Below are 25347 nucleotides of genomic sequence, written 5' to 3' on the forward strand. Positions count from 1 at the left end.
TACAGAGCGAGGGTGGTCAGGTGCGATCGTGCGTTCCGGGGGATGACGTGCATCCTGCTCTCTTCCCGCCACGTCGGCTGAGGGATCGGACCGTGCGCCATGGGAATGCAGCGGGGGAAGGGGCGCCTTGCGCACCGGAGTTGCCCGTCGTCGCTTGTTCTTCGCGTTCGCCTCGTCGATAGGCACCCGCATGAAGCCTCATCCCGCACCCGCCGGCATGCACCCGCGAGAGTTCGTCGCCTTCATCGCGGCGGTTATGGCGGTCAACGCGCTGGGCGTCGACCTGATGCTGCCTGCGCTTGCAGATATCGGCCACGATTTGTCGGTGAGCACGCCCAACCATCGGCAGTGGATCGTCACCGCCTATATGTTGGGCTTCGGCGCCGGGCAGCTGGTCTATGGCCCGCTTGCCGACCGCTTCGGACGCAAGCCGATCCTGGTGGGCACCTTGGCGGGCTTTGTTGCCGCGGCCATCTTCGCCGCCGGATCGGTGACCTTTGCGGGCCTGCTTGGGGCGCGGTTGCTTCAGGGGCTGATGTCCGCCTCCACCCGCGTGCTGGCAGTCGCCATTGTTCGCGACGGGGCATCCGGGCGCCAGATGGCGCGCACCATGTCGATCGCCCAGATGATCTTCTTCCTGGTCCCAATCCTGGCACCCACGTTGGGGCAGGCGCTGCTCGCCTTCGGACCCTGGCGCTTCATCTTCTACGCGCTCGGCGCCTTTGCCGCGGTGGTGCTCGCCTGGACGCTGGTGCGGCTGCCGGAGACGTTGCCGCTCGCTCGGCGGGTTCCGATCTCGCTCGCGGCCCTTCGCCAGAGCTACCGCCTGACCCTCACCAACCGTTTCTCAATCGGCTATGCGATCGCCGCGTCGCTGACCTTTGGTGGCATCCTTGCGTTCGTATCCTCGGCCCAGCAGATCTTCGTCGACGAGTTCGGCGCAGGCGATCGTTTCACGCTGCTGTTCGCGCTGTGCGCCTTCGCCATGGGCGTCGCTTCCTTTGCGAACAGCCGGCTGGTGGAGCGGCTGGGCACACGGCTCATCTCTCAGTCCGCCGTGCTCGCGCTCATCACCCTGTCCGTCGTCCATGTGGTCGTGATCGAGGCCGGGCTGGAGACACTGACGAGCTACATCGTGTTCCAGGCGCTGAGCATGACCTGCATCGGCCTGTGCGGCTCCAACTTCGGCGCGATGGCGATGGAGCCGGTCGGCCACATCGCCGGCACTGCATCCTCGCTGCAGGGCTTCATCACGAGCCTGGGGGCGGTCGTCGTGAGCCTGGTGATCGGCCAGTCGTACAGCGGGACGACCTTGCCGCTGGCGATCGGCTACCTTGGGATCGGCCTCGCCCTGATCGCGATCATCTATGTGATCGAAGGCGGCCAGTTGTTCCGCCCGCGCCTGCCCGCGCAATAGGGCGCCACACGCCGAGGAATGCTGCGCCGGGCACGTCCGCCCGGCCAACCGTAGGCTTCGGGCGTCCGGTCCCGTCGAGCGGGAGGATCGTGACGCCGCCGGTCTTCTCATGCGCCGCGAGCAGCTGGTCTTCGAGTAGCAGCAGGAAGCGGGGGGAGGCGCCGCCGCTGGGGGTGTGCCCGAGTAGCGTGACCTCACCCTCTGGATCGATGGCGAAGCTCGCCACGCTGTCATGGCCGCGGTTGCTGACGTAGAGGCGCGTTCCCGCCGCGTCGAGCGCAACGGCGCCGCCGAGACTGCCGGGTGCGGCGTCCGCCGGCAGAGTGGAGAGGATGCGCTGCGCTGAAAGTGCGCCGCTTTCTTCCATCCCGAGGACGGTCAAGGTCGACGCGAGTTCGCTCACCAGGAAAGCGATCGGCAGGGTGGGGTGGAACGCCAGCTGGCGCGGGCCGGAACCCGGTGGCGCGACATAGGCGATGCTGGGCTCGCCCAAAGCGCCTGTCGAGCTATGGGTCGGAAACGCGAGGATCTGGTCGGCCCCCAGGTCTGCGACATAGAGCCGTCCGTCGGCAGCGAAGCCGACCCAGTGGGCATGTGGCCCTTCCTGGCGCTCGACGTTCGGCCCCTGACCCTCGTTCTGGTGGATGGCCGGCGGGCCGGAAGGCAGGCCCTCCGGATCGAGGCGGTACATCGCAACCGTCCCGCTCGCGTAGTTGGCGATCGCGAGCAGCCGACCGGAACCGTCGAGCGCCAGGTGACACGGACCATCGCCGCCCGACGATACGGAGGCCACCTCCCGCCAGTCTGCATCGGCGTCCGCAAGCACCACCCGGCCTGCCTTCTCGTCGACGAAATACCAAAGCCCGGAGCCCGGCCGTCGTATTCCTGCGGAGACGTTGACGTACGCGGCAAGCGCCGGGCCTCCCGTCAGGCCTTCGCCCGTGATCGTGAGCGGATAGAGCCCGCGTGCGCCCGGCTCCGCGTAGCCCGCCGCAAATACGAGTCCACGAGCTTCGTCCATTGTCCTCTCCGACTTGCTGGTGGCCTCTTCAGGTCAAAGGCGACAGGTCCGTATCGGTTCCCCTTTAAGGCCGCGAAGGGCTTTTCCGCGGAAGGCGCTGGATTTCTCCGGCGCACTCATTATGTACCGACCATTATGAAAGCTTGCTGTTCCGCAAAGGGTCGTCCGCGCGAGTTCTGTGCCGACACGGCGCTTGCCGCCGCGCTGCGGGTGTTCTGGAGCAAGGGCTACGAGGGCGCGTCGCTTACCGACCTTACCGAGGCGATGGGGATCACGCGTCCCAGCCTGTACGCCGCGTTCGGCAACAAGGAAGCGCTCTTCAAGATGGCTCTCGACCTCTACGAACGCGAGAAGCTCGACTACATCGGCGAGGCGCTGAAGGAGTCGACGGCGCGGAAGGTGGCCGAGCATCTGTTGCGCAGTGCGTTGGAAATGCAGATGAGCAATTCCGATCCCAAAGGCTGCATGGGCGTGATCAACGCCGTCGCCTGCGGTGCGGAGGCCGAGTCGATCCGCGCGGAGGTGATCCATCGCGGCCGAGTCGCCAAACAGGGACTGATCGATCGCTTCGAGCGGGCGAAGGCAGAAGGTGACCTGCCACCCGATACCGATGCCGTCGGGCTGACCAGCTATCTCACCGCGATCATGCAAGGATTGGCCGTTCAGGGCGGGGCTGGTGCCTCGTGCCAGGACCTGAAGGCGCTGATCGATACCAGCCTCGCGATGTGGCCTGAGGCGTAAGCCGATCGAGTTCTCACTACGCGCTTGCAAAAAGTACCGTACGGTATGAAAAGGCTCTTGACCGTCTGCTCCGCGTTTCTATACTGGGCGGTATAGAAGATAAAGGTAGCGTTGAGCGGGGGCCAACCCCGACGGCGACTTCAGCAAATTGAACCAACGGACCGGACGAGCGCCGCAGGACCCCTCCTGCGCGACAGGCCGGGTCGTGCCCTTGAATGACAGAGACCGGCAGGCCGGCGGAGGCGTTCCGCGCGGCAGGAGGGCGTGCGCCCTGGCTCGGTCCAGCAGGAGGAGACGAGTGATGGCGTATATGAACTTCACCGAATTGCAGGGTGCTCCCGTTGCTGCGCCGGTCGATGTGGCCGCTGTCGTGGGCGAGGTCGGCTTCTCGGCACTCGAGTGGTCGGTTGTGGCGATCGCACAGAAGGACCGACTGTCCAGCTTGGCGACACCGGGCCGGCTGTCGATCGCTTTCGGCACCGTCTTCGGCAACCAGAGCGGAAGCGCCCGGCTCGCGGATCCGCGCCTGGAGGCGCTGCGCCGGATGTCCGTACTCGCGTGGCATCACGGCGATGCCGTTCCCCGCCATGAAATTCGTGCATTCCACCAGGCCGGCTTCACGCACGAGCAGTACGAAACCCTGCTCGACAGCATCAGCCGCGGCCGCTCAGCCCTGAACCAGGGAAGGCGTACCCGATGAACATGATTTCCCGAGTTGAGACCGAAGAAACTTCGCGAGCAGGTCTCGCGAAGCGCTTCCGCCGCTTGCCCTTCTGGCAGCGCGCGGGCGTCATAGCCCTGCCGATCGCGCTGGTGGTCGGCAGCACCGGCATCGCCTTCAAGGGCGCACCTGCCGCGCCCGCTGCGCCACCGCCGCCGGTGGTCACCGTGGCGGCACCGCTGGTCCGCGACATCAACGAGTGGGACGACTACGTCGGCCGGTTCGAGGCGAGCCGCGCGGTCGAGGTCCGGCCGCGCGTCGCCGGTGCGATCACGGGCGTGCACTTCACCGACGGAGCCGTGGTTCGCAAGGGACAACTGCTCTTCACCATCGATCCGCGGCCCTTCACCGCCGCGCTTGCGGAGGCGCGCGCTGGCCTCGCCAGTGCGGAGAGCGACCTTGCGCTCGCGCGTGCGGATCTCGGCCGCGCAGAGCGGCTGGTCGCCGTGGACGCCGTCTCCAGGAGCGATCTCGAACGGTTGCAGGCACGCGTTCGCGCTGCGACTGCCGCCGTCGCCGCAGGGCAGGCGCGTGTACGAAGCCGTGCTTTGGACGTTGAGTTCACGCAGGTACGGGCCCCAATTTCCGGTCGGATCTCGGACCGCCGCGTTGATCCGGGCAATCTGGTCGCGGCCGGGGAGGGGCAGGGCGGATCGCTTCTGACGACGATCAACGCACTGGACCCGATCTACTTCACCTTCGACGGTTCCGAGGCGCTGTTCCTCAAGACCAAGCGCGCCCGGGAGGCGGGTGCAGCCGCATCGCCGGTCGAAATCCGTCTTCAGGATGAGGCGGACTATAAGTGGAAGGGGCGGCTGGACTTCACCGACAATGGCCTCGATCCGCGATCGGGCACGATCCGCGGGCGTGCGGTTCTGAGCAATCCCGGGTTGTTCCTGACGCCGGGGATGTTTGGCAACATGCGATTGTCGGCCGGCGGAACGACGCGCGCGTTGATGGTTCCGGACGCGGCGATCCAGACCGATCAGGCCCGCAAGCTCGTGCTCACCGTCGGTGCGGACGGCACGGTTGCTCCCAAGCCGGTCGAACTCGGGCCCGTGGTCGACGGCCTGCGCATCATCCGCTCCGGCCTGATCCCTCAGGACAAGGTGGTGATCGCAGGCACGCAAATGGCCATGCCGGGCGCCAAGGTTCAGCCCAAGCCCGGCAGGATCGCGCCCGACGCGTCCGCGCAGCAACCCACCTTCACGGCACCGGTCACGGGCGAGGCAACCTTCGCCCGGTGACCCGTCAGCCGCCGGGAAGCCCCCAACACCCGGCGGCTGACACCTCCATTTTCTGATCTCTTGCACGAGGAGTGGCCCCATGCGCCTCTCGCGGTTCTTCATCACGCGCCCGATCTTCGCGGCCGTCATCGCGATCGTGATCACGATCATCGGTGCGATCGCCTATCTTGCGCTTCCGATCTCCCAATATCCAGACATCGTGCCGCCGACCGTCACGGTCACGGCGAGCTATCCTGGCGCCTCTGCCGAGACCGTCGCCGAAACCGTTGCTGCGCCCATCGAGCAGGAGATCAATGGCGTCGACGACATGCTGTACCAGTCGTCGCAGTCGACCGGCGACGGCAACGTGACGATCACCGTCACCTTCAAGTCCGGCACCAACCTCGATGCCGCGCAGGTGCTGGTGCAGAACCGGGTCGCAGTCGCCGTGCCGCGCCTGCCTGAGGAAGTGCAGCGCCTTGGCGTGGTGACGCGGAAGACCACGCCGGACTTCCTGATGGTGGTCAACCTGATCTCCCCCGACAAGTCGGTCGATCGCAGCTATATCTCGAACTACGCGCTTACCCAGGTCAAGGACCGGCTGGCGCGCATCGAGGGCGTGGGCGATGTCCGGATGTTCGGCGCACGCGACTTCGCGATGCGGGTGTGGATCGATCCTGGCCGCGCCGCAGCACTGAACCTGACGGCGGGCGACATCGTCCAGGCGCTGCGCGCACAGAACATCCAGGTCGCCGCTGGCACGCTCGGTCAGCCCGGCTCCACGCCGACGGGCAACGCGTTTCAGCTCAACATCGAGACGCAGGGTCGCCTGAAGGATCCGGCCGAGTTCGGCCGCGTCGTCATCCGCACCGACGCCGATGGACGTCAGGTGCGCGTGAGCGACGTGGCGCGCGTCGAACTTGGTGCCGCCGACTACTCCTCCAACACCTATTTGTCGAACCAGCCGACCGTCATCCTCGGCGTGTTCCAGCGTCCGGGATCGAACGCCCTCGCAGCTGCAACAGCGGTGGAGGACGAGCTCGAGGCGATGTCAAAGGACTTCCCCAAGGGCCTGGAATATCGCGTCATCTACAATCCGACGGAGTTCATCTCCCAGTCGATCGACGCGGTCTACCACACGCTCGGCGAAGCGGTGCTGCTGGTCGTGCTGGTCGTGATCGTCTTCCTGCAGAAGTGGCGGGCGGCGATCATCCCGGTGGTTGCCATTCCTGTGTCGCTGATCGGCACGATGGCGGTGCTGCTGCCGCTCGGCTACTCGCTCAACAACCTTTCGCTGTTCGGCCTGGTGCTGGCGATCGGCATCGTCGTGGACGACGCGATCGTCGTGGTGGAAAATGTCGAGCGCAACCTGTCGCGCGGCATGTCCGCGCTGGAGGCGGCGCGCACGTCCATGGACGAGGTGTCCGGCGCGCTGGTCGCCATCGTGCTGGTGCTGCTGGCGGTGTTCCTGCCGACGCTGTTCCTGAATGGGCTGTCCGGTGCCTTCTACAAGCAGTTCGCGGTCACGATCTCGGTTGCAACGGCAATCTCGCTGCTGGTGTCGCTCACCCTCTCGCCCGCCCTCGCAGCGGTGCTGCTGACCGGGCATGAGGGAGAGCCCAAGGGCCGGATCGGACGGATGACCAGCCGTGCGGCGGATGCCTTCAATCGGGGCTTCGATCGCCTGAGCCACGGCTACAGCCGCCTGACCCGGGTGCTGGTCACGCGTCCGAAGCGCATGATGGTGACCTATGCCGGACTGATCGCGGCAACGGTCGCCATGTTCTGGGTGACGCCGGTCGGCTTCATCCCGGCGCAGGACCAGGGCTACTTCCTGACCGTCATCCAGCTGCCGCCGGGCTCGTCGCTCGAGCGCACGGATGAGGTGATGCGCAAGGTCGTGGCCCGCATCCTGCCCATCAAGGGCGTGAAGGGCTCGGTGATGCTCGCCGGCTTCGACGGACCGTCGCAGACGCTCGCGCCCAACAGCGCGGCCGCCTATGTCCCGCTGCAGTCCTTCGAAGAGCGCAAGAAGCTGGGCGTCACCTACGCCGGCATCATGGACGAGGCGCGCAAGCGTACGGCCGACATCAATGAGGCGATGCTGCTCGTCGTGCCGCCGCCGCTCATCCAGGGTATCGGATCGGCCGGTGGCTATCGCATGATGATCGAGGATCGTGGCGAGCATGGCTATGCCGAACTGGGCAAGACGGCGTTCGATCTGATCGGCAAGGCGAACCAGACCGAAGGCCTGCAGCAGGTCTACACCTTCTTCAACACGGCCACCCCGCGCGTTTTCGCCGATATCGATCGGCGCAAGGCGGACCTCTTGGGCGTGCCGCCGGAGCGGGTGTTCGAGGCGCTGAACGTCTATCTGGGTTCGGCCTTCGTGAACGACTTCAACATGTTGGGACGCACCTATCGCGTCACTGCTCAGGCCGATGCACCGTTCCGCACGACAGAAGCAGACATTGCCAACCTGAAGACGCGCTCGAACTCCGGGGCGATGGTGCCGATCGGCTCCGTCTCCACCTTCGAGAACAAGACCGGCCCGTATCGCGTCACGCGCTACAACCTCTTCCCAGCGGTGGAGGTCGATGGCGACACCGCGCCTGGATACAGTTCCGGCCGCTCGCTGCTCACGATGGAGAAGCTCGCGAGCGAGCTGCCACCGGGCTACGAAGCCGAGTGGACCGGCATCGCGTTCCAGCAGAAGATGGCCGGCAGCACAGCAGGCCTGGTGTTTGCGCTGGCCGTGCTGTTCGTCTTCCTGGTGCTCGCGGCGCAGTATGAAAGCCTGACGATGCCGCTGGCGATCATCCTGATCGTGCCCATGTGCCTTCTGGCCGCCATGGCGGGCGTCAATCTGCGGGGAATGGACAACAACGTCCTGACCCAGATCGGGTTGGTGGTGCTGATCGCGCTCGCTGCCAAGAACGCCATCCTGGTGGTGGAGTTCGCAAAGCAGGCGGAGGAGCAGGACGGCCTCTCGACCGTGGAGGCAGCGGTTCGCGCCGCACATGACCGACTGCGGCCGATCCTGATGACCTCGTTCGCCTTCATCCTGGGTGCGGTGCCGTTGCTGATCGCGAGCGGTGCCGGGGCGGAGCTCCGCCAGGCGCTGGGTACGGCGGTGTTCTTCGGGATGATGGGCGTGACCGCTTTCGGCCTGCTGTTCACCCCGACCTTCTACGTCGTGTGCCGCGCGCTGGGCGATCGCATCGCCCGCCTTCGCTCCCGCAAGGCTGCGGGCCGCGACGCCGCACCTCACTTCCAGCCCGCTGAATAAGGAGGGCCCCGATGCGTTCGATCCTGATCACCACCTCGGCGCTGGCGCTTGCCGCCTGTGCCGCAGGCCCCGACTATGCGGCCCCGAAGCATCCGCAAAGCGCCGGCGGCAGCTTTGTCGCCGCGACCGCCGTCGTCACCCCGGAGCCGGTGAAGGGCGATTGGTGGCGGCTCTACGACGATCCCGTGCTCAACCAGCTGGTCGCCGACGCTCTGGCGGCCAACACGGATGTGCGGGCCGCCGCCGCCCGCGTCGAGCGCGCGCGCGCCCTTCTGCGCGGCGCCCGCGCAAACCAGCTTCCGCAGGCTACGCTCGGCGCGGGCGCGAACTACGGGAGGACGCCCGAAATGCAGCGGGTGCCCGGCATGTCCCGCGAGAACTGGCAAATCGATGTTGGACTGAACGTCAGCTATGAGGCCGACTTGTTCGGACGCCTCTCGCGCAATGTGGAGGCATCGAGAGGCGATGTCGGCGCAGCAGTTGCCGATGCGGAAGCAGTCCGCGTGGCGGTGGTTGCCGAGACCACCCGTGCCTATGCCGATGCCGCGTCTGCCGCGGAACGGATGAAGGTCGCCGAGCATATCGTGCAACTGCTCGACCGGTCGCTCGACCTGACCGAACGGCGTCGCAGCGTCGGTGAAGGAACGCGGCTCGACACGGCACGCATCGGCGCTCTGCGGAATGAGCGTCAGGCGCAGGTTCCCACGCTTCGCGCCGAGCGCGACGCGGCGCTGTTCCGTCTGGCCCTGCTGACTGGCCGCACCCCCGCCGATCTTCCGCCGGTTGCTGCGGCGCGGACGTCCACGCTTCGGCTGAACCAGCCGATCCCGGTGGGCGACGGGGCTGCGCTGCTCGCCAGGCGTCCGGACGTTCGCGCAGCCGAGCGAAGGCTCGCCGCCGCGACCGCGCGGATCGGCGTGGCGACCGCGGACCTGTATCCGCGGATCACCCTCGGAGCGTCCGGAGGTTCGACCGGCACGGATATCGGCGACGTCTTCGGTGCGGGGCCGTTGCGGTGGCTGGTGGGAGGCTTGCTGAACTGGGCAGTGAACCCGGGACCCGCGCGGGCCCGTGTGGCCGCCGCCGAGGCGGAAAGCCGAGAGGCTCTGGCAGACTTCGACGGCTCCGTCCTCCGGGCACTGCAAGAGACGGAGACGGCGCTCTCAGCCTACGCCAATGCGCTGGACAGGCGGACGGCACTCCAGGCCGCGCGCAATGAAGCGGAAGCCGCCGTAAACATCGCGCGGGCGCGGCAGCGCGAGGGCGACATCGACTCTCTCGCACTCCTCGATGCGGAACGCACCTTTGCCGATGCGGAGGCCGCGCTGGCGAACGCCGACGCCTTCATCGCTGACGCCCAGGTCGATCTCTTCCGCGCCCTGGGCGGGGGCTGGCAAAATGAAGAAGCCGCATGACTGCGTAGTCCGACACCATTTCCTGCCGGACCAAGGATGCATGCGGCTGCGTAACGAGCTTGATTTCGTGACCGATTTAGCTGCAAGCACTGGGGTTCGGGGGCGGTGGTGATGCTTAGGATTTGGAATGGCCGCATCGGCGTTTGAGGATCATGTTGCGAACCGCCGGTTCGAGCTGCTGGTACAGTCCGTCACCGACTACGCGATCTACATGCTCGATCCGGAAGGCCATATCGTCACCTGGAACGCCGGTGCCGAACGCTTCAAGGGCTATTCCCCCGACGAGATCGTCGGCCAGCATTTCTCGCGCTTCTTCACCTCGGAGGATCGCAAGGCGGATCTGCCGGGGCGGGCGCTTCGGATCGCCGCCCGCGAAGGCCGGTTCGAAGCCGAAGGGTGGCGCGTCCGCAAGGACGGCGGGCAATTCTGGGCGCATGCCGTGCTCGATCCGATCCGAGCCGAGAACGGGACGTTGCTCGGCTATGCCAAAATCACCCGCGACATCACGGAAAAGCGCCGGCTAGAGCGCGCGACGTACGACAGTGAACTCCAGTTCCGCCTGCTCGTGCAGGGCGTGCGCGACTATGCGATCTACATGCTGGATCGCAGCGGCCGGATCACGAGCTGGAATTCGGGCGCGCGCGCCATCAAGGGGTATGAGGAAGCGGAAGTGCTGGGCCAGCATTTCTCACGCTTCTACACCGAGGAGGACCGCGCCCGCGGTGCGCCGGCAGCAGCCTTGGCCACCGCTCTGGGTGAAGGCAAGTTCGAGGCCGAGGCGCAGCGGGTCCGGAAGGACGGTTCGCTGTTCTGGGCGCACGTGGTGATCGATCCGATCTACAACGGCGCCGGTCAGCACGTCGGCTTCGCGAAGATCACGCGCGACATCAGCGAGAAGGTTCGTGCAAGCGACGAACTGCGACAGACCCAGGCTGCCCTGCTCCAATCGCAGAAGCTTCAGGCGCTGGGTGAGCTGGCGGGGGGCATCGCGCACGACTTCAACAATCTGATGACGGTGATGCGCGGTGCCGCCGACTTCCTCTTGCGACAGCCGGATCTGCCGGTCGAAAAGCGCAGTCGCTATTTGCATGTGATGCTGGAAACCGCCGAGCGGGCGACGAGCCTCACCTCGCAGCTTCTTGCCTTTGCCCGGCGCCAGCCGCTGGAGCCGGAGGTGATCGACCTAAGCGTCCGCCTGGATGCGCTGGGCGAGATGCTCCAGCGCACGCTCGGGAGCCAATACGACCTGCAGCTGGACCTGTTCCCGGCGCTTTGGCGGGTCGAGATCGATCCGACGGGTCTTGAAACGGCGCTTCTCAACGCGGTGCTGAACGCGCGCGACGCGATGCCGAACGGCGGGCGCATCACCATCTCGACGCGCAACTGGTCGACGCCCAGCGTCGACATGGTCCGGCTGTCGATCAGCGACACGGGCGAGGGTATTCCTCCCGAGCGGTTGGAGCGCGTCTTCGAGCCGTTCTTCACCACCAAGCCTACGGGCAAGGGGACTGGCCTCGGCCTCTCGCAGATCCACGGGTTCGCCACGCAGTCCGGCGGCGCGGTCGACATCGAGTCGCAGGTGGGCGTGGGAACCGCAGTGCACATGCTTCTGCCGCGTACGGAGAAGGCCGCTCGCGAAGACGTCAGTGACGCCGGAGATATCTCGATCCCACATGGGCTTCGGGTTCTGCTGGTCGAGGACAGCGAGCACGTCCGCTATTTCGCCCGCCAGCTGCTCGAGGATCTCGGCTGCGTGGTCACCCAGGCGTCCGATGGCGAAGAAGCGCTGGCGCTGCTCCAGTCGGATACGTTCGACATCATCTTCTCGGACATCGTGATGCCCAGGCTCAGCGGGCTCGACCTGGCGCAACGCGCCAGGGAACTGGGCTACTCGCTGCCGGTGCTGCTCGCGAGCGGCTACAGCAGCAAGCAGTTCATCCCTGCCGACGAGCGCGAGTTTCCAATCCTCCGCAAGCCCTACAAGCTCGAGACCCTCGCAGCAGGAGTGAAGCAGCTGCTGGAGAACCGGGCCTGACGGGGACGCGTGTGCGCAGCGAAATCAGGAATCAGGTGAGCGCCTGAGCAAGGGCCGGGTAGGCGTGTTCATCGTGCCGCGGCCTTCGCCAGGCCACTGTCGTCTGCCAGCTTTGACATAGGTGCGGTAGGTGCCGGGTATAGCCCGTCCGCGCTCGCCCAGGGATGATCCCGTAGGCAACTGCCGTGCGGCGGGTGCCGCGTATCCGGTCAGGAGAGTTGGATGCTGGTGCCTCTAGTGAGACTTGTCACTCGCAGTGGCGTTTGCGCCGAAGATGGTGACCCCTACGAGAATCGAACTCGTGTTTTCGCCGTGAGAGGGCGACGTCCTAACCGCTAGACGAAGGGGCCAATCGCTTGGTGAGGTGGCCGTTTACGGTCGGAGGCTGAGCACGTCAAGCAGCCAATTCGCTCCGCCAACTCTTTTTCGTAACCACTTGGGGTCGCTTCAAAAAAATGTGACTTGTAGGTCCGGCCCGCCGAGCTCGCACCGATGCGGAGCCCGGACTTGCCGTTCATCCTTTGGCAACCTTTCCCTCGGTCGCGCATTGAAGCAGCAACAACCTTGTAGGTGATGTGATGTTCAAGTTCGTTCCCGTGGTCTTCGCTTCGGTGCCGCTGGTGGCGGTGGTCAGTGCCTATGTGATGGTGCACTGATCGAGCCCTAGAGCGCGCGCTTCCGCGGAAGGCAAAAAGAAAGGGCCGCCGGGATGATCCCGGCGGCCCTTCCTGTTTTGCGTTGCCGCGAGTGGCTTAGGCTTCTTCGCCCTCGACCGGCGCTTCGTCGCGCGCGATCTCGCCCGGCTCGGCGTTGGGGTCATAGTCCTCGGTGAAGCCGGCGGTGTCCTGCTCGAACATCGCAGCCATCACGTCGACGCCCTGCGCCTGCATGTCGGCCTCTTCCGGCGAACGTGCGACGTTGACCTTGACGGTCACCGCGACTTCCGGGTGCAGCGCGACGCGGACTTCGTGCAGGCCGATCGCCTTGATCGGGCGATCGAGCACGACCTGTGCCTTGTTGACCTTGTGGCCGTCGGCGACCAGCGCCTCGACCAGGTCGCGCACCGCGACCGAGCCGTACAGCTGGCCGGTGTTCGACGCCTGACGGATCAGGGTCACCGACACGCCCTCGAGCGTCTTGGCTTCGGCCTGTGCGTCGGTGCGACGCGAGGCGTTTTCGGCCTCGATGCGCTCACGGTTGGCTTCGAAGACCTTGCGGTTGGCTTCGTTGGCGCGCAGCGCCTTCTTGCGCGGGAGGAGGAAGTTACGGGCGAAGCCGTCCTTCACCTTCACCACGTCGCCGATGTGGCCGAGCTTCTCGACCCGCTCCAGCAGAATGACGTCCATGTCGGGCGCTCCTTACTTCACGATGTAGGGCAGCAGGCCCAGATGGCGTGCGCGCTTGATGGCCTGCGCCAGCTCGCGCTGCTTCTTTGCGCTCACCGAGGTGATGCGCGACGGGACGATCTTGCCACGCTCGGACACGAAGCCCTGGAGCAGACGGACGTCCTTATAGTCGATCCGGGGAGCGTCCTTGCCCGAAAAGGGGCAGCTCTTGCGGCGGCGGAAAAACGGTCGTGCCATGATGATGCTCCTTTACGCTTCTTCGCGGCGCGGGCCGCGGTCTTCGCGGGGACCACGATCGTCGCGGTCGCGGCCACGACCACCACGGTCGCCACGCTCCGAACGCTCGCTCTTGCGCATCATCACGGTCGGGCCGTCTTCCAGCTTGTCGACCTTGACGGTCATGAAGCGGATCACGTCCTCGTTGATCTGGGTCTGGCGCTCCAGCTCGGCGACCACGCCTGCGGGCGCGTCGATCTCGAGCATGACGTAGTGCGCCTTGCGGTTCTTGGCGATCCGGTAGGCCAGCGAGCGCAGCCCCCAGGTCTCGGTCTTCACGACCTTGCCGTTGTTGTCTTCGATGATCTTCGTGGCGGTTTCCGCCAGCTGGTCCACCTGCGCCTGTGCCAGATCCTGGCGCGCAAGGAACACATGCTCGTACAGAGCCATGCTGCTTACCTATGTTGGCCGATCGCTGACGCCGCCCCGTGCGGCGCCCCTCCGACTGTCGTCCCAAAATCAAATGAGGGCGGAAGGACGTGCCTTCCACCCCCGAGGACCCGTGCCTGTACCGCAAAAGCGGCGAAAGGCAAGGTGTTTAGTTGGCGAACCCGCCTGCGATCAGTTGGCAAGCACGCCGCCGATCACGGCTCCGATCAACCCGCTCGTCAATGCGACCAGCACCGCGTCGTTACCCGACTGCACCCACTGGTAGCCGCGGGGCGGAGCATAGAGCCGGCTGCTGCCGCGGTAGTCGATCTGGCGATAGTTGCGGGCGTAGCGGCTGTCGAACCGTTCGCCGCGCTGCCAGTTGCGGACGTTCTGATACTGCTGGCGGCTGGGCTGCTGCTGATAGTGGCGCTGGGGCGTGCGGGTCACCTGCTTCTTGACGACGGTGGACCGCTCCACAGTGCGGTGCGGTCCATGGTCCGAACGCTGCGGCGCGGCCATGGCGGGCGTCGCGAGCAGCGAAGCAGCGACGGCGGCGAGAACGAACTTCTTCATGGGAACCTACTCCTTCATCACCCTCAGTGGCGATGAAGGCAATCTGGGGGTTGGCTGTCGCAAGCGTTTGTCGTTGGTGCCGCGAAATGGTCGCAACCTGTCGCGGCTCATGGGCTTGCGTTCATCTTCGTGCTCGGCCTAACGGCGCCTCACGTTTCAAGGAGAGGCACGTGCGCGCTTTCATCTTTCCTGGCCAGGGGAGCCAGTCTGTCGGCATGGGGGCGGCGCTCGCCGCCGCCTCGCCTTATGCCCGCGAGGTGTTCGGTGAGGTCGACGACGCGCTCGGCCAGAACCTCTTCCGGCTGATGAGCGAAGGCCCGGCCGACGAGCTGACGCTGACCGAGAACGCGCAGCCGGCGATCATGGCGAACGCGATCGCGGTGTTGCGCGTGCTGGAAAAGGAAGGCGGCGTCCGCCTGGCCGAGAAGGCGGACTTCGTCGCCGGCCATTCGCTGGGCGAATATACCGCCCTTTGCGCAGCCGGCGCGTTCGACCTTGCAACCGCCGCCCGCCTTCTCAAGCTGCGTGGACAGGCGATGCAGGCGGCGGTGCCGGTGGGCGAGGGCGCCATGGCTGCGCTGCTGGGCGTCGATTTGGAGAAGGCGCAGACGATTGCCGGCGCTGCTGCCGATTCGATCCTGGCCGAGGGTGGTCCGCAGCTCGTCTCCACGGTCGCGAACGACAATGATCCCAGCCAGGTGGTGATCTCCGGCCATCGGCAGGCAATCGAGCGCGCGGTGGCGTTGGCAAAGGAAATGGGCGCCAAGCGTGCGTTGCTGCTGCCGGTCTCGGCGCCGTTCCACTGCCCGCTGATGCAGCCGGCGGCAGAGGCGATGGAGAATGCGCTGCTCGACGCCGACCTGCGGGCACCGCTGGTCCCGGTCTATGCCAATGTCGATGCGGTGGCGATCGCCGATCCGGGTGCGATCCGCGTGGCGCTGGTACAGCAAGTTACCGGCATGGTGCGCTGGCGCGAATCCGTGCTGGCGATGCAGGATGCCGGCGTGAGCGACTTCGTGGAGCTTGGCGGCAAGGTGCTGGGGCCGATGGTCAAGCGGATCGCACCCGACGCGACCACAACCAGCGTCGTGACGATGGACGATATCGAGGCGCTCGTAGCGCGCCTTTGAACAGGGATCAGAATATGTTCGATCTTACAGGCATGACCGCGCTGGTGACCGGCGCGTCGGGCGGCATCGGTTCGGCGATCGCCAAGGCTCTGGCGGGGCAGGGCGCACGCCTCGCGCTCTCGGGCTCCAACCTCGACAAGCTCGAGGCCTTCAAGGCAGAGCTGGGTGGCGATCACGTGGCGCTGCCGTGCAATCTCTCCGATGGCGCAGCGGTGGACCAACTGGTGCCGCAGGCGGTGCAGGCGCTCGGCAAGCTCGAGATTCTCGTCAACAATGCCGGCGTCACCCGCGACAATCTGGCGATGCGAATGAAGGACGACGAGTGGGATCAGGTGATCCGCGTCAACCTGGAGGCGGCGTTCCGCCTCGCACGCGCTGCCGCCAAGCCGATGATGAAGGCCCGTTTCGGACGCATCGTCTCGATCACCTCGGTGGTGGGCCAGACCGGCAATCCGGGCCAGGCAAACTACGCCGCGTCGAAGGCCGGCCTGGTCGGCATGTCAAAAGCGCTGGCGCAGGAGCTGGCGAGCCGCGGGATCACCGTGAACTGCGTGGCTCCGGGCTTCATCCGTTCGGCCATGACCGACGTGCTGCCCGACGCCCAGAAGCAGGCGCTGCTGGGCAAGATCCCGGCGGGTGACCTTGGCACCGGCGAGGACATCGGTGCAGCCGTCGTCTATCTCGCCAGCCGGGAGGCGGGCTACGTCACCGGCCAGACCTTGCACGTCAACGGCGGGATGGCGATGATCTGACGTCCGGCACGCTCCGGCGCGCCGGGGCTCTTGCCAGCGAACGGACGCCGTTCTAGGTGCGTTCAGGAATTCGCGTTACTGCATTTTGAAAGAGGAACAGGGAATGAGCGAGACCGCCGATCGCGTGAAGAAGATCGTCGTCGAGCATCTGGGCGTCGAAGCCGAGAAGGTGACCGAGGACGCCAGCTTCATCGACGACCTGGGCGCGGACAGCCTCGACATCGTCGAGCTGGTCATGGCGTTCGAGGAAGAGTTCGGGGTCGAGATTCCGGACGACGCCGCCGAGAAGATCACGACCGTGAAGGACGCGATCGCCTACATCGACGAGCACAAGGGCTGAGCCTTGCCGGCCCGGTCGCACTAAGCGACGGGGCCGCGGCTGACGCCGATCAGGAACGGCCCTCCGTCCCGCCGCGACAAGCGAGGGGCGGGGGGCCGTTCGCATTTGAGAGCACAGACGGAGAGTTGCCATGCGCCGCGTAGTCGTGACCGGGCTCGGGCTCGTCACCCCGCTGGGTGCCGATGTCGAGACGGCCTGGAAGAACATCATCGCCAGCAAGTCTGGCGCCGCCACCATCACCCGCTTCGACGCGACCGACTTCCACACCAACTATGCGTGTGAGGTGAAGCCGGCCGACCATGAGTATGGCTTCGACCCGAACAAGCGCGTCGACCACAAGGTCCAGCGCCAGGTCGATCCGTTCATCGTCTATGGCATCGATGCCGCCGGTCAGGCGATCGAGGACGCTGGCCTTACCGACATGAGCGAGGAAGAGCGTTACCGCGCCGGCTGCTCCATCGGTGCGGGGATCGGCGGTCTCCCGGGGATCGAGAGCGAGTCGCTGGTGCTCGCCACAAAGGGGCCGAAGCGCGTCTCGCCGCACTTCGTTCATGGCCGCCTCATCAACCTGATCTCTGGCCAGGTTTCGATCAAGTACGGCCTGATGGGCCCGAACCATGCGGTGGTCACCGCCTGCTCGACCGGTGCGCATTCGATCGGTGACGCCGCCCGGATGATCGCGATGGACGACGCGGACGTGATGCTCGCGGGTGGTGCCGAAGGTGCGATCTGCCCGATCGGCATTGCGGGCTTCGGCCAAGCGCGTGCGCTGTCCACCGGCTTCCGAGACGATCCGACCAAGGGCAGCCGCCCGTACGACCGCGACCGCGACGGCTTCGTCATGGGCGAAGGCGCGGGCGTGGTCGTGCTCGAGGAGTATGAGCACGCCAAGAAGCGCGGCGCGAAGATCTATGCCGAGGTCATTGGCTATGGCCTGTCCGGCGACGCCTATCACGTGACGGCACCGCATCCGGAAGGTTCGGGCGCGTTCCGCTCGATGGAGATGGCGCTGCGCAAGTCGGGTCTGTCGCTGTCGGACATCGACTATATCAACGCGCACGGGACCTCGACGCCGCTCGGCGACGAGCTGGAATTGGGGGCGGTCCGCCGCCTGTTCGGCAGCGCGATGGACGGGGTCTCGATGAGCTCGACCAAGTCGGCGATTGGCCATCTGCTCGGCGGCGCGGGTGCGGTCGAGTCGATCTTCTGCATCTTGGCGATGCGCGACGGCATCGTTCCGCCGACGCTGAACCTCGACAATCCGAGCGAGAATTGCGCGGGCGTGGACCTGGTCCCGCACGTGGCCAAGGAGCGTAAGGTCAAGGCGATCCTGAACAACTCGTTCGGCTTCGGCGGTACCAACGCCTCGCTGGTGATGAAGGCGATCTGATGAACGGCGCATCGCCGCACACCAGGATTTGCGGCTGATGCGCCGTCCGGGATGTCTGGGAATGGTGCTCGCGCTGGCGTTGTTGGCCGCCCTCTTCGGGGTGGCCAGCAGCTGGACCGGTGCGGGCCCCGCAGAGAAGAACCTGGCGGTGGTGGTGCCCAGCGGCGCCAGCCTTTCCCGCGCGGCGACCGAATTGGAGAAGGCTGGTGCGATCCGCTCTGCCAACCGGTTCCTGCTGTTCGCCCGCGTGTTCGGCTCGGACGCTCCCATCCGCGCGGGCGAGTATGAGGTTCCAGCCCACGCGAGCCAGTCCGATGTGCTCGAGCTCCTCCAGAGCGGCAAGGTCATCCAGCGTCGGGTCACGGTGCCGGAGGGCATGCCCTCTGTCCTCGTGCATGAGGCGCTGATGCGCGCGCCCTATCTCACGGGGTCGGTTGCGATCCCCGAAGAAGGCAGCGTTCTACCGGACAGCTACAATTACCAGCGCGGTGACACCCGGCAGCAGGTCCTGGACCAGATGCAGAAGGCGATGCGCGACTACCTCGCCGCCGCCTGGAAACAGCGCAAGCCGACGGCCGCAGTTCATAGTCCGCGTGAGGTTCTGACTCTCGCCTCGATCGTGGAGAAGGAGACCGGCAAGGCGGCCGAGCGCCGCATGGTCGCCGCCGTCTACAGCAACCGCCTCAAGCAGGGCATGCCGCTTCAGGCGGATCCGACCGTCATCTACCCGGTGACCAAGGGGCGGCCGCTCGGTCGGCGGATCCTGCGATCGGAACTGAGCGCGAAGAACGGCTACAACACCTATGCATCTCCCGGGCTGCCGGTCGGTCCGATCGCCAACCCGGGGCGGGCGTCGATCGACGCGGTGCTCAATCCCGCCGCGACCAGCGCGCTCTATTTCGTCGCGGACGGCACGGGCGGGCATGTGTTCGCGGACACGCTGGAACAGCACAACGCCAACGTGCGCAAATGGTACGCGATCCGCCGCGCCCGCGGGGAAATGTAGATCGTCTAGTTCGGTCGCTTGGCGCTGGTGAGCCGCCGGCGTACTTCTGCGGTGAGCGCTTCCATGCTCTCCACGTGCCGGATGCCGTAACGCTCGGCGGTGATGTCGACGTTGCCCTTGCGCCAGAAGCCGGGCGGGCACAGCACGATCAGCTTGCCCGCCCGCGCATGCAGTCCCATCTCCAGCAAGCTGACGGGACTCTGGGTACCGGGTGCGAGATAGAGCACGATCACGTCGGCGGACTCGAGCGCGCTAAGTTCCCACTCGACCTGTTCGCGGAATTGGGGTTCGGTCGCTTCGGGTTTCCAGGCCGGGTTCCAGTCCGTCCGACGCGGATTGAGGATCGTCACATCAAGGTCGCCGAGTGCTTTCACGAACTCGGCTTGCCAGTCCGTCGCCTTGCCCATGTCGATGCTGCCGGCCAGGAACACGCGCGGGTGCGCATGATCCCGAGGAAGCGGCGCGGGGGACGTAATCAGCCGCGGCTGGGCCGCAGCCGCCTCCGAGAGGACGACCGCGAGCGCCGGCAGCAGTGCGGACAGCAGGCGACCCACGCCTGATTTCAGCGCTTCAGCTCGGCAGCCGCACGCGCCTTTGCCTCGACTTCTTCCATCGTGCCCGTCGCAAGCCAGCTGCCGCCGACGCACAGCACCGGATCGAACGCGAGCCATTCGGGAGCGCTCGCGAGCGTGATGCCGCCGGTCGGGCAGAAGCGCGCCTGGTAGAAGGGGGCGGCCAGCGCCTTCAGCGCCTTCAGTCCGCCCGATGCCTCTGCGGGAAAGAACTTGAAGTGGGTGAGGCCGAGGTCGAGGCCGCGCATGATGTCGCCCGCGTTGGCGATGCCCGGGAGGAACGGCACGCCGCTCTCGATGATCGGTGCCGCGAGCTTTTCGGTCAGGCCCGGCGACACGATGAACTCGGCGCCGGCGTCCACGGCGTCTGCGAACTGCTGCGGGTTCACCACCGTGCCGGCGCCGACGATCGCGCCCTCGACCTTCTTCATCTCACGGATCGCGTCGAGCGCAGCCGGCGTGCGCAGCGTCACCTCCAGCGTGCGGATGCCGCCGCGGACCAGAGCCTCGGCAAGCGGCCGGGCCGTAGCGGCGTCCTCGATCACCAGCACCGGAATGACCGGACCCGCGTTCATGATGGTCTGAATGGCGGGGAAGGTCATCGTGCGTGCTCCTGGGCAAAGGCTGCCGCGGCACCGAACAGGCCGGGCTGGGGATGGGTGATGATCTTGACGGGGATCGTGTTCATCAGCTGCTGGAAACGCCCCTTTGCCACGAAGCGCTGGCCAAAACCGGACTCGATCAGTCGATCCTTGAGGCGCAGCCCGAGACCACCCGCAATGACGACGCCGGTCGGGCCGTGTGCGAGCGCGAGGTCGCCGGCGACGCCACCGAGCGACACGCAGAAGCGATCGAGCGCCGCCACTGCCAGCTTGTCGCCGCCCTCGAACGCGAGCTGCCACAGCCGCTTGTCGTCCAGGTGGACGAACGGCTTCCCCTCGATCTGCGCCAGCGTCTCATAGATGTGGACGAGGCCGGGCCCCGCGCAGACCCGCTCGGCCGACACGCGGGTATAGGTCGGACGCAGGCGGCGGATGATCGCGTCGTCGATTTCATCGAGCGGCGCATAATCCTGATGCCCACCTTCGGTGGAGATAACGTGGTATTCGCCGGCCTCGCGGAACACCTGCGCGACGCCCAGGCCGGTGCCCGGGCCGCAGACGGTGAGGGAGCCGCGCTCCGGAAACGGTACGTCCGGGCCGCAGAGATGCACATAGGCGTCTCCGTCCAGCTGCCCGACCGCATGCCCGATCGCGCCGAAGTCGTTGATGAGCGAATAGGCGTCGACGTCCAGCCGCTCCTTGATGAGCGGCGGCCGGATGATCCACGGGTTGTTGGTGAGCTTGATGAGCTCGGGGTTGATCGGCGACGCGAGCGCGATCGCTGCCGCGCGCGGGACCGGTCGGTCCAGCTGCTCGGCAAAGGCCGCCCACGCAAGCGGGAAGGTGGCGTGTTCGGCCACCTTCTGCGTCACCGGCTCGCCGAGGTGGACGACGCGGCCGCCCTCTACCTCGGCAATGGCGAAGCGCGCGTGCGTGCCCCCGATATCAACCGCAACGACTTCCATTCCGCATCCTCTCCCTGTGCCCGGTTTCCCGCGGGTCGTTTTTAAAAGCCTGCCATCGCAAGCATCGCCGAGGCGCCGGCCTCGGCCTCGCTGGCGCCGTGGCGCATCAGCGCGAACAGCTCGCGGCCGGTGCCGTCCGCAGCCGCCGGTGCCGGCGCCAGTTCGCGTGCGTCCCACTCCGCGGGATCGACCAGTGCGGTGAGCACCCCCGCCTCGGCATCGAGGCGGACGATGTCGCCGTCACGCACCTTGCCGATCGGGCCGCCACCCAGCGCCTCGGGCGACAGGTGGATCGCGCACGGCACCTTGCCACTCGCGCCCGACATGCGGCCGTCGGTGACCAGCGCCACGCGGAAACCGCGGTTCTGGAGCACGCCGAGCGGCGGGGTCAGCTTGTGGAGTTCGGGCATGCCGTTGGCGCGCGGACCCTGGTGGCGGACGACCACCACCACGTCGCGGTCGAGCTCGCCGGCCTTGAACGCTTCCTGCACCTGCGCCTGGTCAGAGAAGACCCGGGCGGGCGCCTCGATGATCCAGCGGTCCCGCTCGACCGCCGACACCTTGATGCAGGCGCGGCCGAGATTGCCCTGGAGGATGCGGAACCCGCCTTCCGGCGAAAAGGGCGCGTCAACGGTGCGGACGATCGCCTCGTCCCCCGAACGCTCCCCATGCTCGCGCCAGACGAGCGTGTCGGCCTCGACCTCGGCCTTGCGGCCATAGGCGGCCATGCCGTCCTTGGCGATCGTCATCACGTCGCCGTGCAGCAGGCCTTCGCGCAGCAGCTCGCGGATGACGAAGCTGGGGCCGCCGGCATCCTCGAACATGTTCACGTCCGCGGCGCCGTTGGGATAGACGCGCGCGAGCAGCGGCACGGTCTTCGACAGCCGATCGAAATCCTCCCAATCCAGCACGATGCCGGCGCAGCGCGCGATGGCAGGCAGGTGGATCAGGTGGTTGGTCGAACCGCCGGTCGCCAGCAGCACGATGGCGGCGTTGACGATCGCCTTTTCGTCGACACAGCGGCCGAGCGGACGGTAGTCCTCACCATCCCAGCCGATCTCGGCCAGGCGATGCACCGCGGCGCGCGTCAGTTCCTGGCGCAGCTTTGTGCCCGGATTGGCGAACGCCGCGCCGGGGACGTGCAGGCCCATGGCCTCCATCATCATCTGGTTGGAGTTGGCGGTGCCGTAGAACGTGCAGGTGCCCTTGCCGTGATAGGCGGCGATTTCCGCGTCGAGCAGTTCCTCGCGCGTCGCCTTGCCCTCGGCATAGCGCTCACGCACTGCTGCCTTGTCCTTGTTGGCGAGACCGGACCGCATCGGACCGCCCGGCACCATGACCATCGGGAGGTGACCGAAGCGCAGCGCCCCCATCAGCAGGCCCGGCACGATCTTGTCGCAGATACCGAGCAATGCCGCGCCCTCGAACATGCCGTGGCTGAGGGCGATTGCCGTTGAAAGGGCGATGGTGTCGCGGCTGAACAGCGACAGTTCCATGCCCGGATAGCCCTGGGTCACGCCATCGCACATCGCCGGAACGCCGCCGGCCACCTGCGCGGTGATGCCAGCTTCCCGCGCCCAGACCTTCATCTGCTCGGGGTAGCGGTAGTAGGTGGCGTGCGCGGACAGCATGTCGTTGTAGGCGGTGACGATGCCCACGTTCATGTTCTTCGCCGGCCGCATGAAGTCGCGATCTTCGTCCGTGCCCGCATAGCCGTGCGCGAGGTTCGCGCAGCCCAGCATCGGCCGGTCGACGCCGCTCTCGCGCTCCCGGTCGATCAGCGCCAGATAGGCTGCCCGGCGGTCGCGCGAGTTGGCGATGACGCGGTCGGTGACCGCCGCGATTTCGGAGTGCAGCGTCATGATTCGCTCCAGTGCACGTCGACCGGCAGTTCGACCTCGGACAGCACGCGCCCAATCGGCAGCGTCGAGCCGGCGCCCTCGCTGATCGCGCGCTCCAGCACCTCGCGCTTCTTCGCGCCGCTGATGGCGATCATCAGCGAGCGGGAGGAGGCGATTGCGGAATGGGAGAGGGTGACGCGAGCGACCGGCGCCTCCGGCGGCAGCGGGTCCGGCATGACGCCAAGCGCACGGCGCTCCTTGGGGCCCTGAAGCGCTTCGTCGAGATCGGGTCCGGGGAAGATGGACGCGGTGTGCCCGTCCGTTCCCATGCCGAGAAGGCAGAGGTCGAGCGGCCAGTGCACGTCCTGAAGGCGGGCATCCGCTGCCCGGCCTGCCGCGCGATAATCGGCCGCCTTTTCACTGGTCAGCGGCAGCACGCGTGCGCCCTTGGGCAGGAACACCTTGGCGATGCCCGTGACGTTCGACAGTTCATCGCCCATCGGCACGAGACGGTCGTCGGTCGGGACGATCGTCACGCGCTTCCAGTCGAGCTTGGCCTTTGCCAGCTTCTCGTAGATGGGCTGGGGCGTCTTGCCGCCCGGCAGCGCGATCACCGCCGCGCCGCGAGCGTCGATCGCGCTTTCGATGATGAACTGCACGTCCCCGGCGACGGCGTCGGCCATCTCGGCCGCGTCGTCATATTCCCACCATTCAATCTCGGTCATTCGATCATCCTGCTTGCCGGCCGCCGGCGCAGGACCGGAGCTGGTCCTGCGCTCCTCTCCGAACCAACGGAGCGGGGCGGGGAAGGTTCACTCGTTCCACGTCACCCCGTCGCGCTCGGTCAGCGCGACGCTGGCAGTGGGGCCCCAGCTGCCAGCGGCATAGGGCTTGGGCTTCATGTCGTTCGCTTTCCAGCCCGCGCGGATCGCATCGATCCAGGCCCATTGCGCTTCGACCTCATCCCGGCGCACGAACAGCGTCGGATCGCCCTCGATCAGATCGAGCAGCAGACGCTCATAGGCAATGCGGCGACGGGTACTGGCGAAGGCGGTGGTCAGCGAGAGATCCAGCGGCACCTCCCGCAGGCGGATGCCTTCGCGGTCGAGCCCCGGCTCCTTCGCCATGACCAGCAGGCGGATATATTCCTCCGGCTGCAGGCGGATCACCAGCGTGTTGGGCTGGAGCATGCCGCCGCGCTCGGCGAAGATCGAGTGCGGCACCGGCTTGAACTGGATGGAGATCTCCGACTGGCGGGCTGCCAGCCGCTTCCCCGTACGCATGTAGAAGGGCACGCCCTGCCAGCGCCAGCTGTCCACATGCGCCTTCACCGCGACAAAGGTCTCGGTGTTGGAGGGCTTCTCGAGCTCGTCCACATATCCGCGGACGATTTCCCCGTTGACGGCGCCGTCGCGATACTGGCCGATGACCGTTTCCGACTGGACCTCGGCCGGTCCGATCGGCCGGAGCGAACGCAACACCTTCACCTTCTCGTCGCGAATGGCGGTGCCGTCGAAACGGGCCGGCGGCTCCATCGCGATCAGCGCGAGCAGCTGCAGCATGTGGTTCTGGACCATGTCCCGCAGCGCGCCGACATCGTCATAATATCCGGCGCGACCCTCGAGACCGACGGTCTCCGAGACCGTGATCTGGACGTGGTCGATGCCGCGGGCGTTCCAGATCGGCTCGAACATGGCGTTGCCGAAGCGCAGCGCCAGGATGTTCTGGACCGTTTCCTTGCCGAGATAATGGTCGATCCGGAAGGTGCGATCCTCGGGAAAGGCTTCCGCGACGATGTCGTTGATCTCGCGGCTCGACTTGAGGTCGTTGCCGAGCGGCTTCTCAAGCCCGATCCGTACGTTCGAGCCGGCGAGGCCTGCCGATTCGAGCCCCTTGATCGTGGGGGCGAACAACCACGGGGCGGTGGACAGGAAGATCGCAAGCCCGCCGGAGATGTCACCCAGCTTTTCGGCGAGGCCGGCGAAGCCTTCGACCTGGGATGCGTCCATCGCATGATAGTGCAGGCGGTCGAGAAAGCCTGCGACGGCCGCCTCGTCCTGCCGGTCCGTTGGAAGATGCTCGTCCAGTGCGGTCTTAGCGAACGCGCGGTAGCCGGCGTCGTCATGGTCGTGACGTGCGGTGCCCGTGATGGTCAGCCCCTCCGGGAGCAGCCCGTCGGCATGGAGGCCGTACAGCGAAGGCAGCAACATGCGCTGCGCCAGGTCGCCCGTGGCCCCGAACAGCAGCAGCTTGCCGACCGGCTGTCTCATATACACTCCCTTATTCTAGCTCCGGGCCTGCGATAGCCGGCTTGCCG

Annotated in this window: 23 protein-coding genes and 1 tRNA gene; 12 read left to right on the plus strand and 12 right to left on the minus strand. The window is 66.6% G+C overall.

All coding sequences use genetic code 11. From position 1 onward, the window contains the following. Nucleotides 1-217 precede the first annotated feature (217 nt). A complete protein-coding gene (locus MHZ35_RS05490) occupies nucleotides 218-1417 on the plus strand; it encodes a multidrug effflux MFS transporter (protein ID WP_239434783.1) in 1200 nt (399 codons plus the stop codon). Here MHZ35_RS05490 and MHZ35_RS05495 read toward each other — a convergent pair. Then, a complete protein-coding gene (locus MHZ35_RS05495) occupies nucleotides 1362-2438 on the minus strand; it encodes a lactonase family protein (RefSeq protein ID WP_239434705.1) in 1077 nt (358 codons plus the stop codon). The two genes, MHZ35_RS05490 and MHZ35_RS05495, sit on opposite strands and share 56 nt — an antisense overlap. A 135-nt stretch (nucleotides 2439-2573) precedes the next feature. On the opposite strand from MHZ35_RS05495, the gene MHZ35_RS05500 reads away from it, so the two are divergent. From MHZ35_RS05500 to MHZ35_RS05525, 6 genes are all read left to right on the plus strand, one after another. Further along, nucleotides 2574-3179: a TetR/AcrR family transcriptional regulator gene (locus MHZ35_RS05500; RefSeq protein WP_239434706.1), complete on the plus strand. Its 606-nt coding sequence runs from the start codon at nucleotides 2574-2576 to the stop codon at nucleotides 3177-3179. A gap of 301 nt (nucleotides 3180-3480) precedes the next feature. After that, nucleotides 3481-3879 carry a hypothetical protein gene (locus tag MHZ35_RS05505; RefSeq protein ID WP_239434707.1) on the plus strand — a complete coding sequence of 133 codons (399 nt, stop codon included), beginning with the start codon at nucleotides 3481-3483 and terminating at the stop codon, nucleotides 3877-3879. Further along, nucleotides 3876-5147 carry an efflux RND transporter periplasmic adaptor subunit gene (locus MHZ35_RS05510; protein WP_239434708.1) on the plus strand — a complete coding sequence of 424 codons (1272 nt, stop codon included), beginning with the start codon at nucleotides 3876-3878 and terminating at the stop codon, nucleotides 5145-5147. The genes MHZ35_RS05505 and MHZ35_RS05510 overlap by 4 nt, the downstream gene beginning before the upstream one ends. 79 nt (nucleotides 5148-5226) lie before the next feature. After that, nucleotides 5227-8415 carry an efflux RND transporter permease subunit gene (locus tag MHZ35_RS05515; protein WP_239434709.1) on the plus strand — a complete coding sequence of 1063 codons (3189 nt, stop codon included), beginning with the start codon at nucleotides 5227-5229 and terminating at the stop codon, nucleotides 8413-8415. An 11-nt stretch (nucleotides 8416-8426) separates the two neighbouring features. Then, nucleotides 8427-9830, plus strand: a complete 1404-nt coding sequence (locus MHZ35_RS05520) for an efflux transporter outer membrane subunit (protein ID WP_239434710.1) — start codon at nucleotides 8427-8429, stop codon at nucleotides 9828-9830. Between the two features lie 127 nt (nucleotides 9831-9957). Next, nucleotides 9958-11865, plus strand: a complete 1908-nt coding sequence (locus tag MHZ35_RS05525; RefSeq protein WP_239434711.1) for a hybrid sensor histidine kinase/response regulator — start codon at nucleotides 9958-9960, stop codon at nucleotides 11863-11865. A 275-nt stretch (nucleotides 11866-12140) separates the two neighbouring features. Here the strand turns inward: MHZ35_RS05525 and MHZ35_RS05530 are convergent. From MHZ35_RS05530 to MHZ35_RS05550, 5 genes are all read right to left on the minus strand, one after another. After that, a tRNA-Glu gene (locus MHZ35_RS05530) sits at nucleotides 12141-12215 on the minus strand. Nucleotides 12216-12617: 402 nt separating this feature from the next. Further along, the gene (gene rplI, locus MHZ35_RS05535; RefSeq protein WP_125959569.1) at nucleotides 12618-13211 is read right to left on the minus strand and encodes a 50S ribosomal protein L9; all 594 of its coding nucleotides are present in this window, start codon (nucleotides 13209-13211) and stop codon (nucleotides 12618-12620) included. Between the two features lie 12 nt (nucleotides 13212-13223). Then, on the minus strand, nucleotides 13224-13448 hold the full coding sequence (rpsR, locus tag MHZ35_RS05540) for a 30S ribosomal protein S18 (protein WP_125959570.1): 225 nt from the start codon (nucleotides 13446-13448) through the stop codon (nucleotides 13224-13226). Nucleotides 13449-13460: 12 nt separating this feature from the next. Further along, nucleotides 13461-13877, minus strand: coding sequence for a 30S ribosomal protein S6 (gene rpsF, locus MHZ35_RS05545; protein WP_125959571.1), 417 nt, complete (start codon nucleotides 13875-13877; stop codon nucleotides 13461-13463). Between the two features lie 171 nt (nucleotides 13878-14048). Then, nucleotides 14049-14432, minus strand: coding sequence for an RcnB family protein (locus MHZ35_RS05550; protein ID WP_239434712.1), 384 nt, complete (start codon nucleotides 14430-14432; stop codon nucleotides 14049-14051). Between the two features lie 170 nt (nucleotides 14433-14602). Here MHZ35_RS05550 and fabD point away from each other — a divergent pair, with 170 nt between their 5' ends. The 5 genes from fabD (at nucleotide 14603) to mltG (ending at nucleotide 19050) form a co-directional block, all read left to right on the plus strand. Then, a complete protein-coding gene (gene fabD, locus MHZ35_RS05555) occupies nucleotides 14603-15562 on the plus strand; it encodes an ACP S-malonyltransferase (RefSeq protein WP_239434713.1) in 960 nt (319 codons plus the stop codon). Between the two features lie 14 nt (nucleotides 15563-15576). After that, nucleotides 15577-16314: a 3-oxoacyl-[acyl-carrier-protein] reductase gene (fabG, locus tag MHZ35_RS05560; RefSeq protein WP_239434714.1), complete on the plus strand. Its 738-nt coding sequence runs from the start codon at nucleotides 15577-15579 to the stop codon at nucleotides 16312-16314. A gap of 103 nt (nucleotides 16315-16417) precedes the next feature. Next, entirely contained in the window at nucleotides 16418-16654 is a 237-nt protein-coding gene (locus tag MHZ35_RS05565) for an acyl carrier protein (protein ID WP_125959575.1), read from the plus strand. 130 nt (nucleotides 16655-16784) lie between these two features. Further along, complete coding sequence (fabF, locus tag MHZ35_RS05570) at nucleotides 16785-18044, plus strand: beta-ketoacyl-ACP synthase II (protein WP_239434715.1); 1260 nt, start codon at nucleotides 16785-16787, stop codon at nucleotides 18042-18044. Nucleotides 18045-18081: 37 nt separating this feature from the next. After that, the gene (gene mltG, locus MHZ35_RS05575; RefSeq protein WP_446741016.1) at nucleotides 18082-19050 is read left to right on the plus strand and encodes an endolytic transglycosylase MltG; all 969 of its coding nucleotides are present in this window, start codon (nucleotides 18082-18084) and stop codon (nucleotides 19048-19050) included. A 5-nt stretch (nucleotides 19051-19055) separates the two neighbouring features. Here the strand turns inward: mltG and MHZ35_RS05580 are convergent, their stop codons facing one another. From MHZ35_RS05580 to zwf, 6 genes are all read right to left on the minus strand, one after another. Continuing rightward, nucleotides 19056-19604, minus strand: a complete 549-nt coding sequence (locus tag MHZ35_RS05580) for a nucleoside 2-deoxyribosyltransferase domain-containing protein (RefSeq protein ID WP_239434717.1) — start codon at nucleotides 19602-19604, stop codon at nucleotides 19056-19058. Nucleotides 19605-19612: 8 nt separating this feature from the next. After that, nucleotides 19613-20224, minus strand: a complete 612-nt coding sequence (gene eda / locus MHZ35_RS05585) for a bifunctional 4-hydroxy-2-oxoglutarate aldolase/2-dehydro-3-deoxy-phosphogluconate aldolase (protein ID WP_239434718.1) — start codon at nucleotides 20222-20224, stop codon at nucleotides 19613-19615. Beyond that, nucleotides 20221-21189: a glucokinase gene (locus MHZ35_RS05590; RefSeq protein WP_239434719.1), complete on the minus strand. Its 969-nt coding sequence runs from the start codon at nucleotides 21187-21189 to the stop codon at nucleotides 20221-20223. Before MHZ35_RS05590 ends, eda begins: the two co-directional genes overlap by 4 nt. Nucleotides 21190-21230: 41 nt before the next feature. Further along, a complete protein-coding gene (edd, locus tag MHZ35_RS05595) occupies nucleotides 21231-23051 on the minus strand; it encodes a phosphogluconate dehydratase (protein ID WP_239434720.1) in 1821 nt (606 codons plus the stop codon). Further along, nucleotides 23048-23755 (minus strand): 6-phosphogluconolactonase, encoded by a 708-nt coding sequence (gene pgl / locus MHZ35_RS05600; RefSeq protein ID WP_239434721.1) that lies wholly within the window; start codon nucleotides 23753-23755, stop codon nucleotides 23048-23050. Before pgl ends, edd begins: the two co-directional genes overlap by 4 nt. An 87-nt stretch (nucleotides 23756-23842) precedes the next feature. After that, a complete protein-coding gene (gene zwf / locus MHZ35_RS05605) occupies nucleotides 23843-25300 on the minus strand; it encodes a glucose-6-phosphate dehydrogenase (RefSeq protein ID WP_239434722.1) in 1458 nt (485 codons plus the stop codon). Nucleotides 25301-25347: the final 47 nt, after the last annotated feature.

The sequence above is a fragment of the Sphingomonas sp. ACRSK genome (assembly GCF_022346685.1).
Lineage (GTDB): Bacteria > Pseudomonadota > Alphaproteobacteria > Sphingomonadales > Sphingomonadaceae > Sphingomonas > Sphingomonas molluscorum.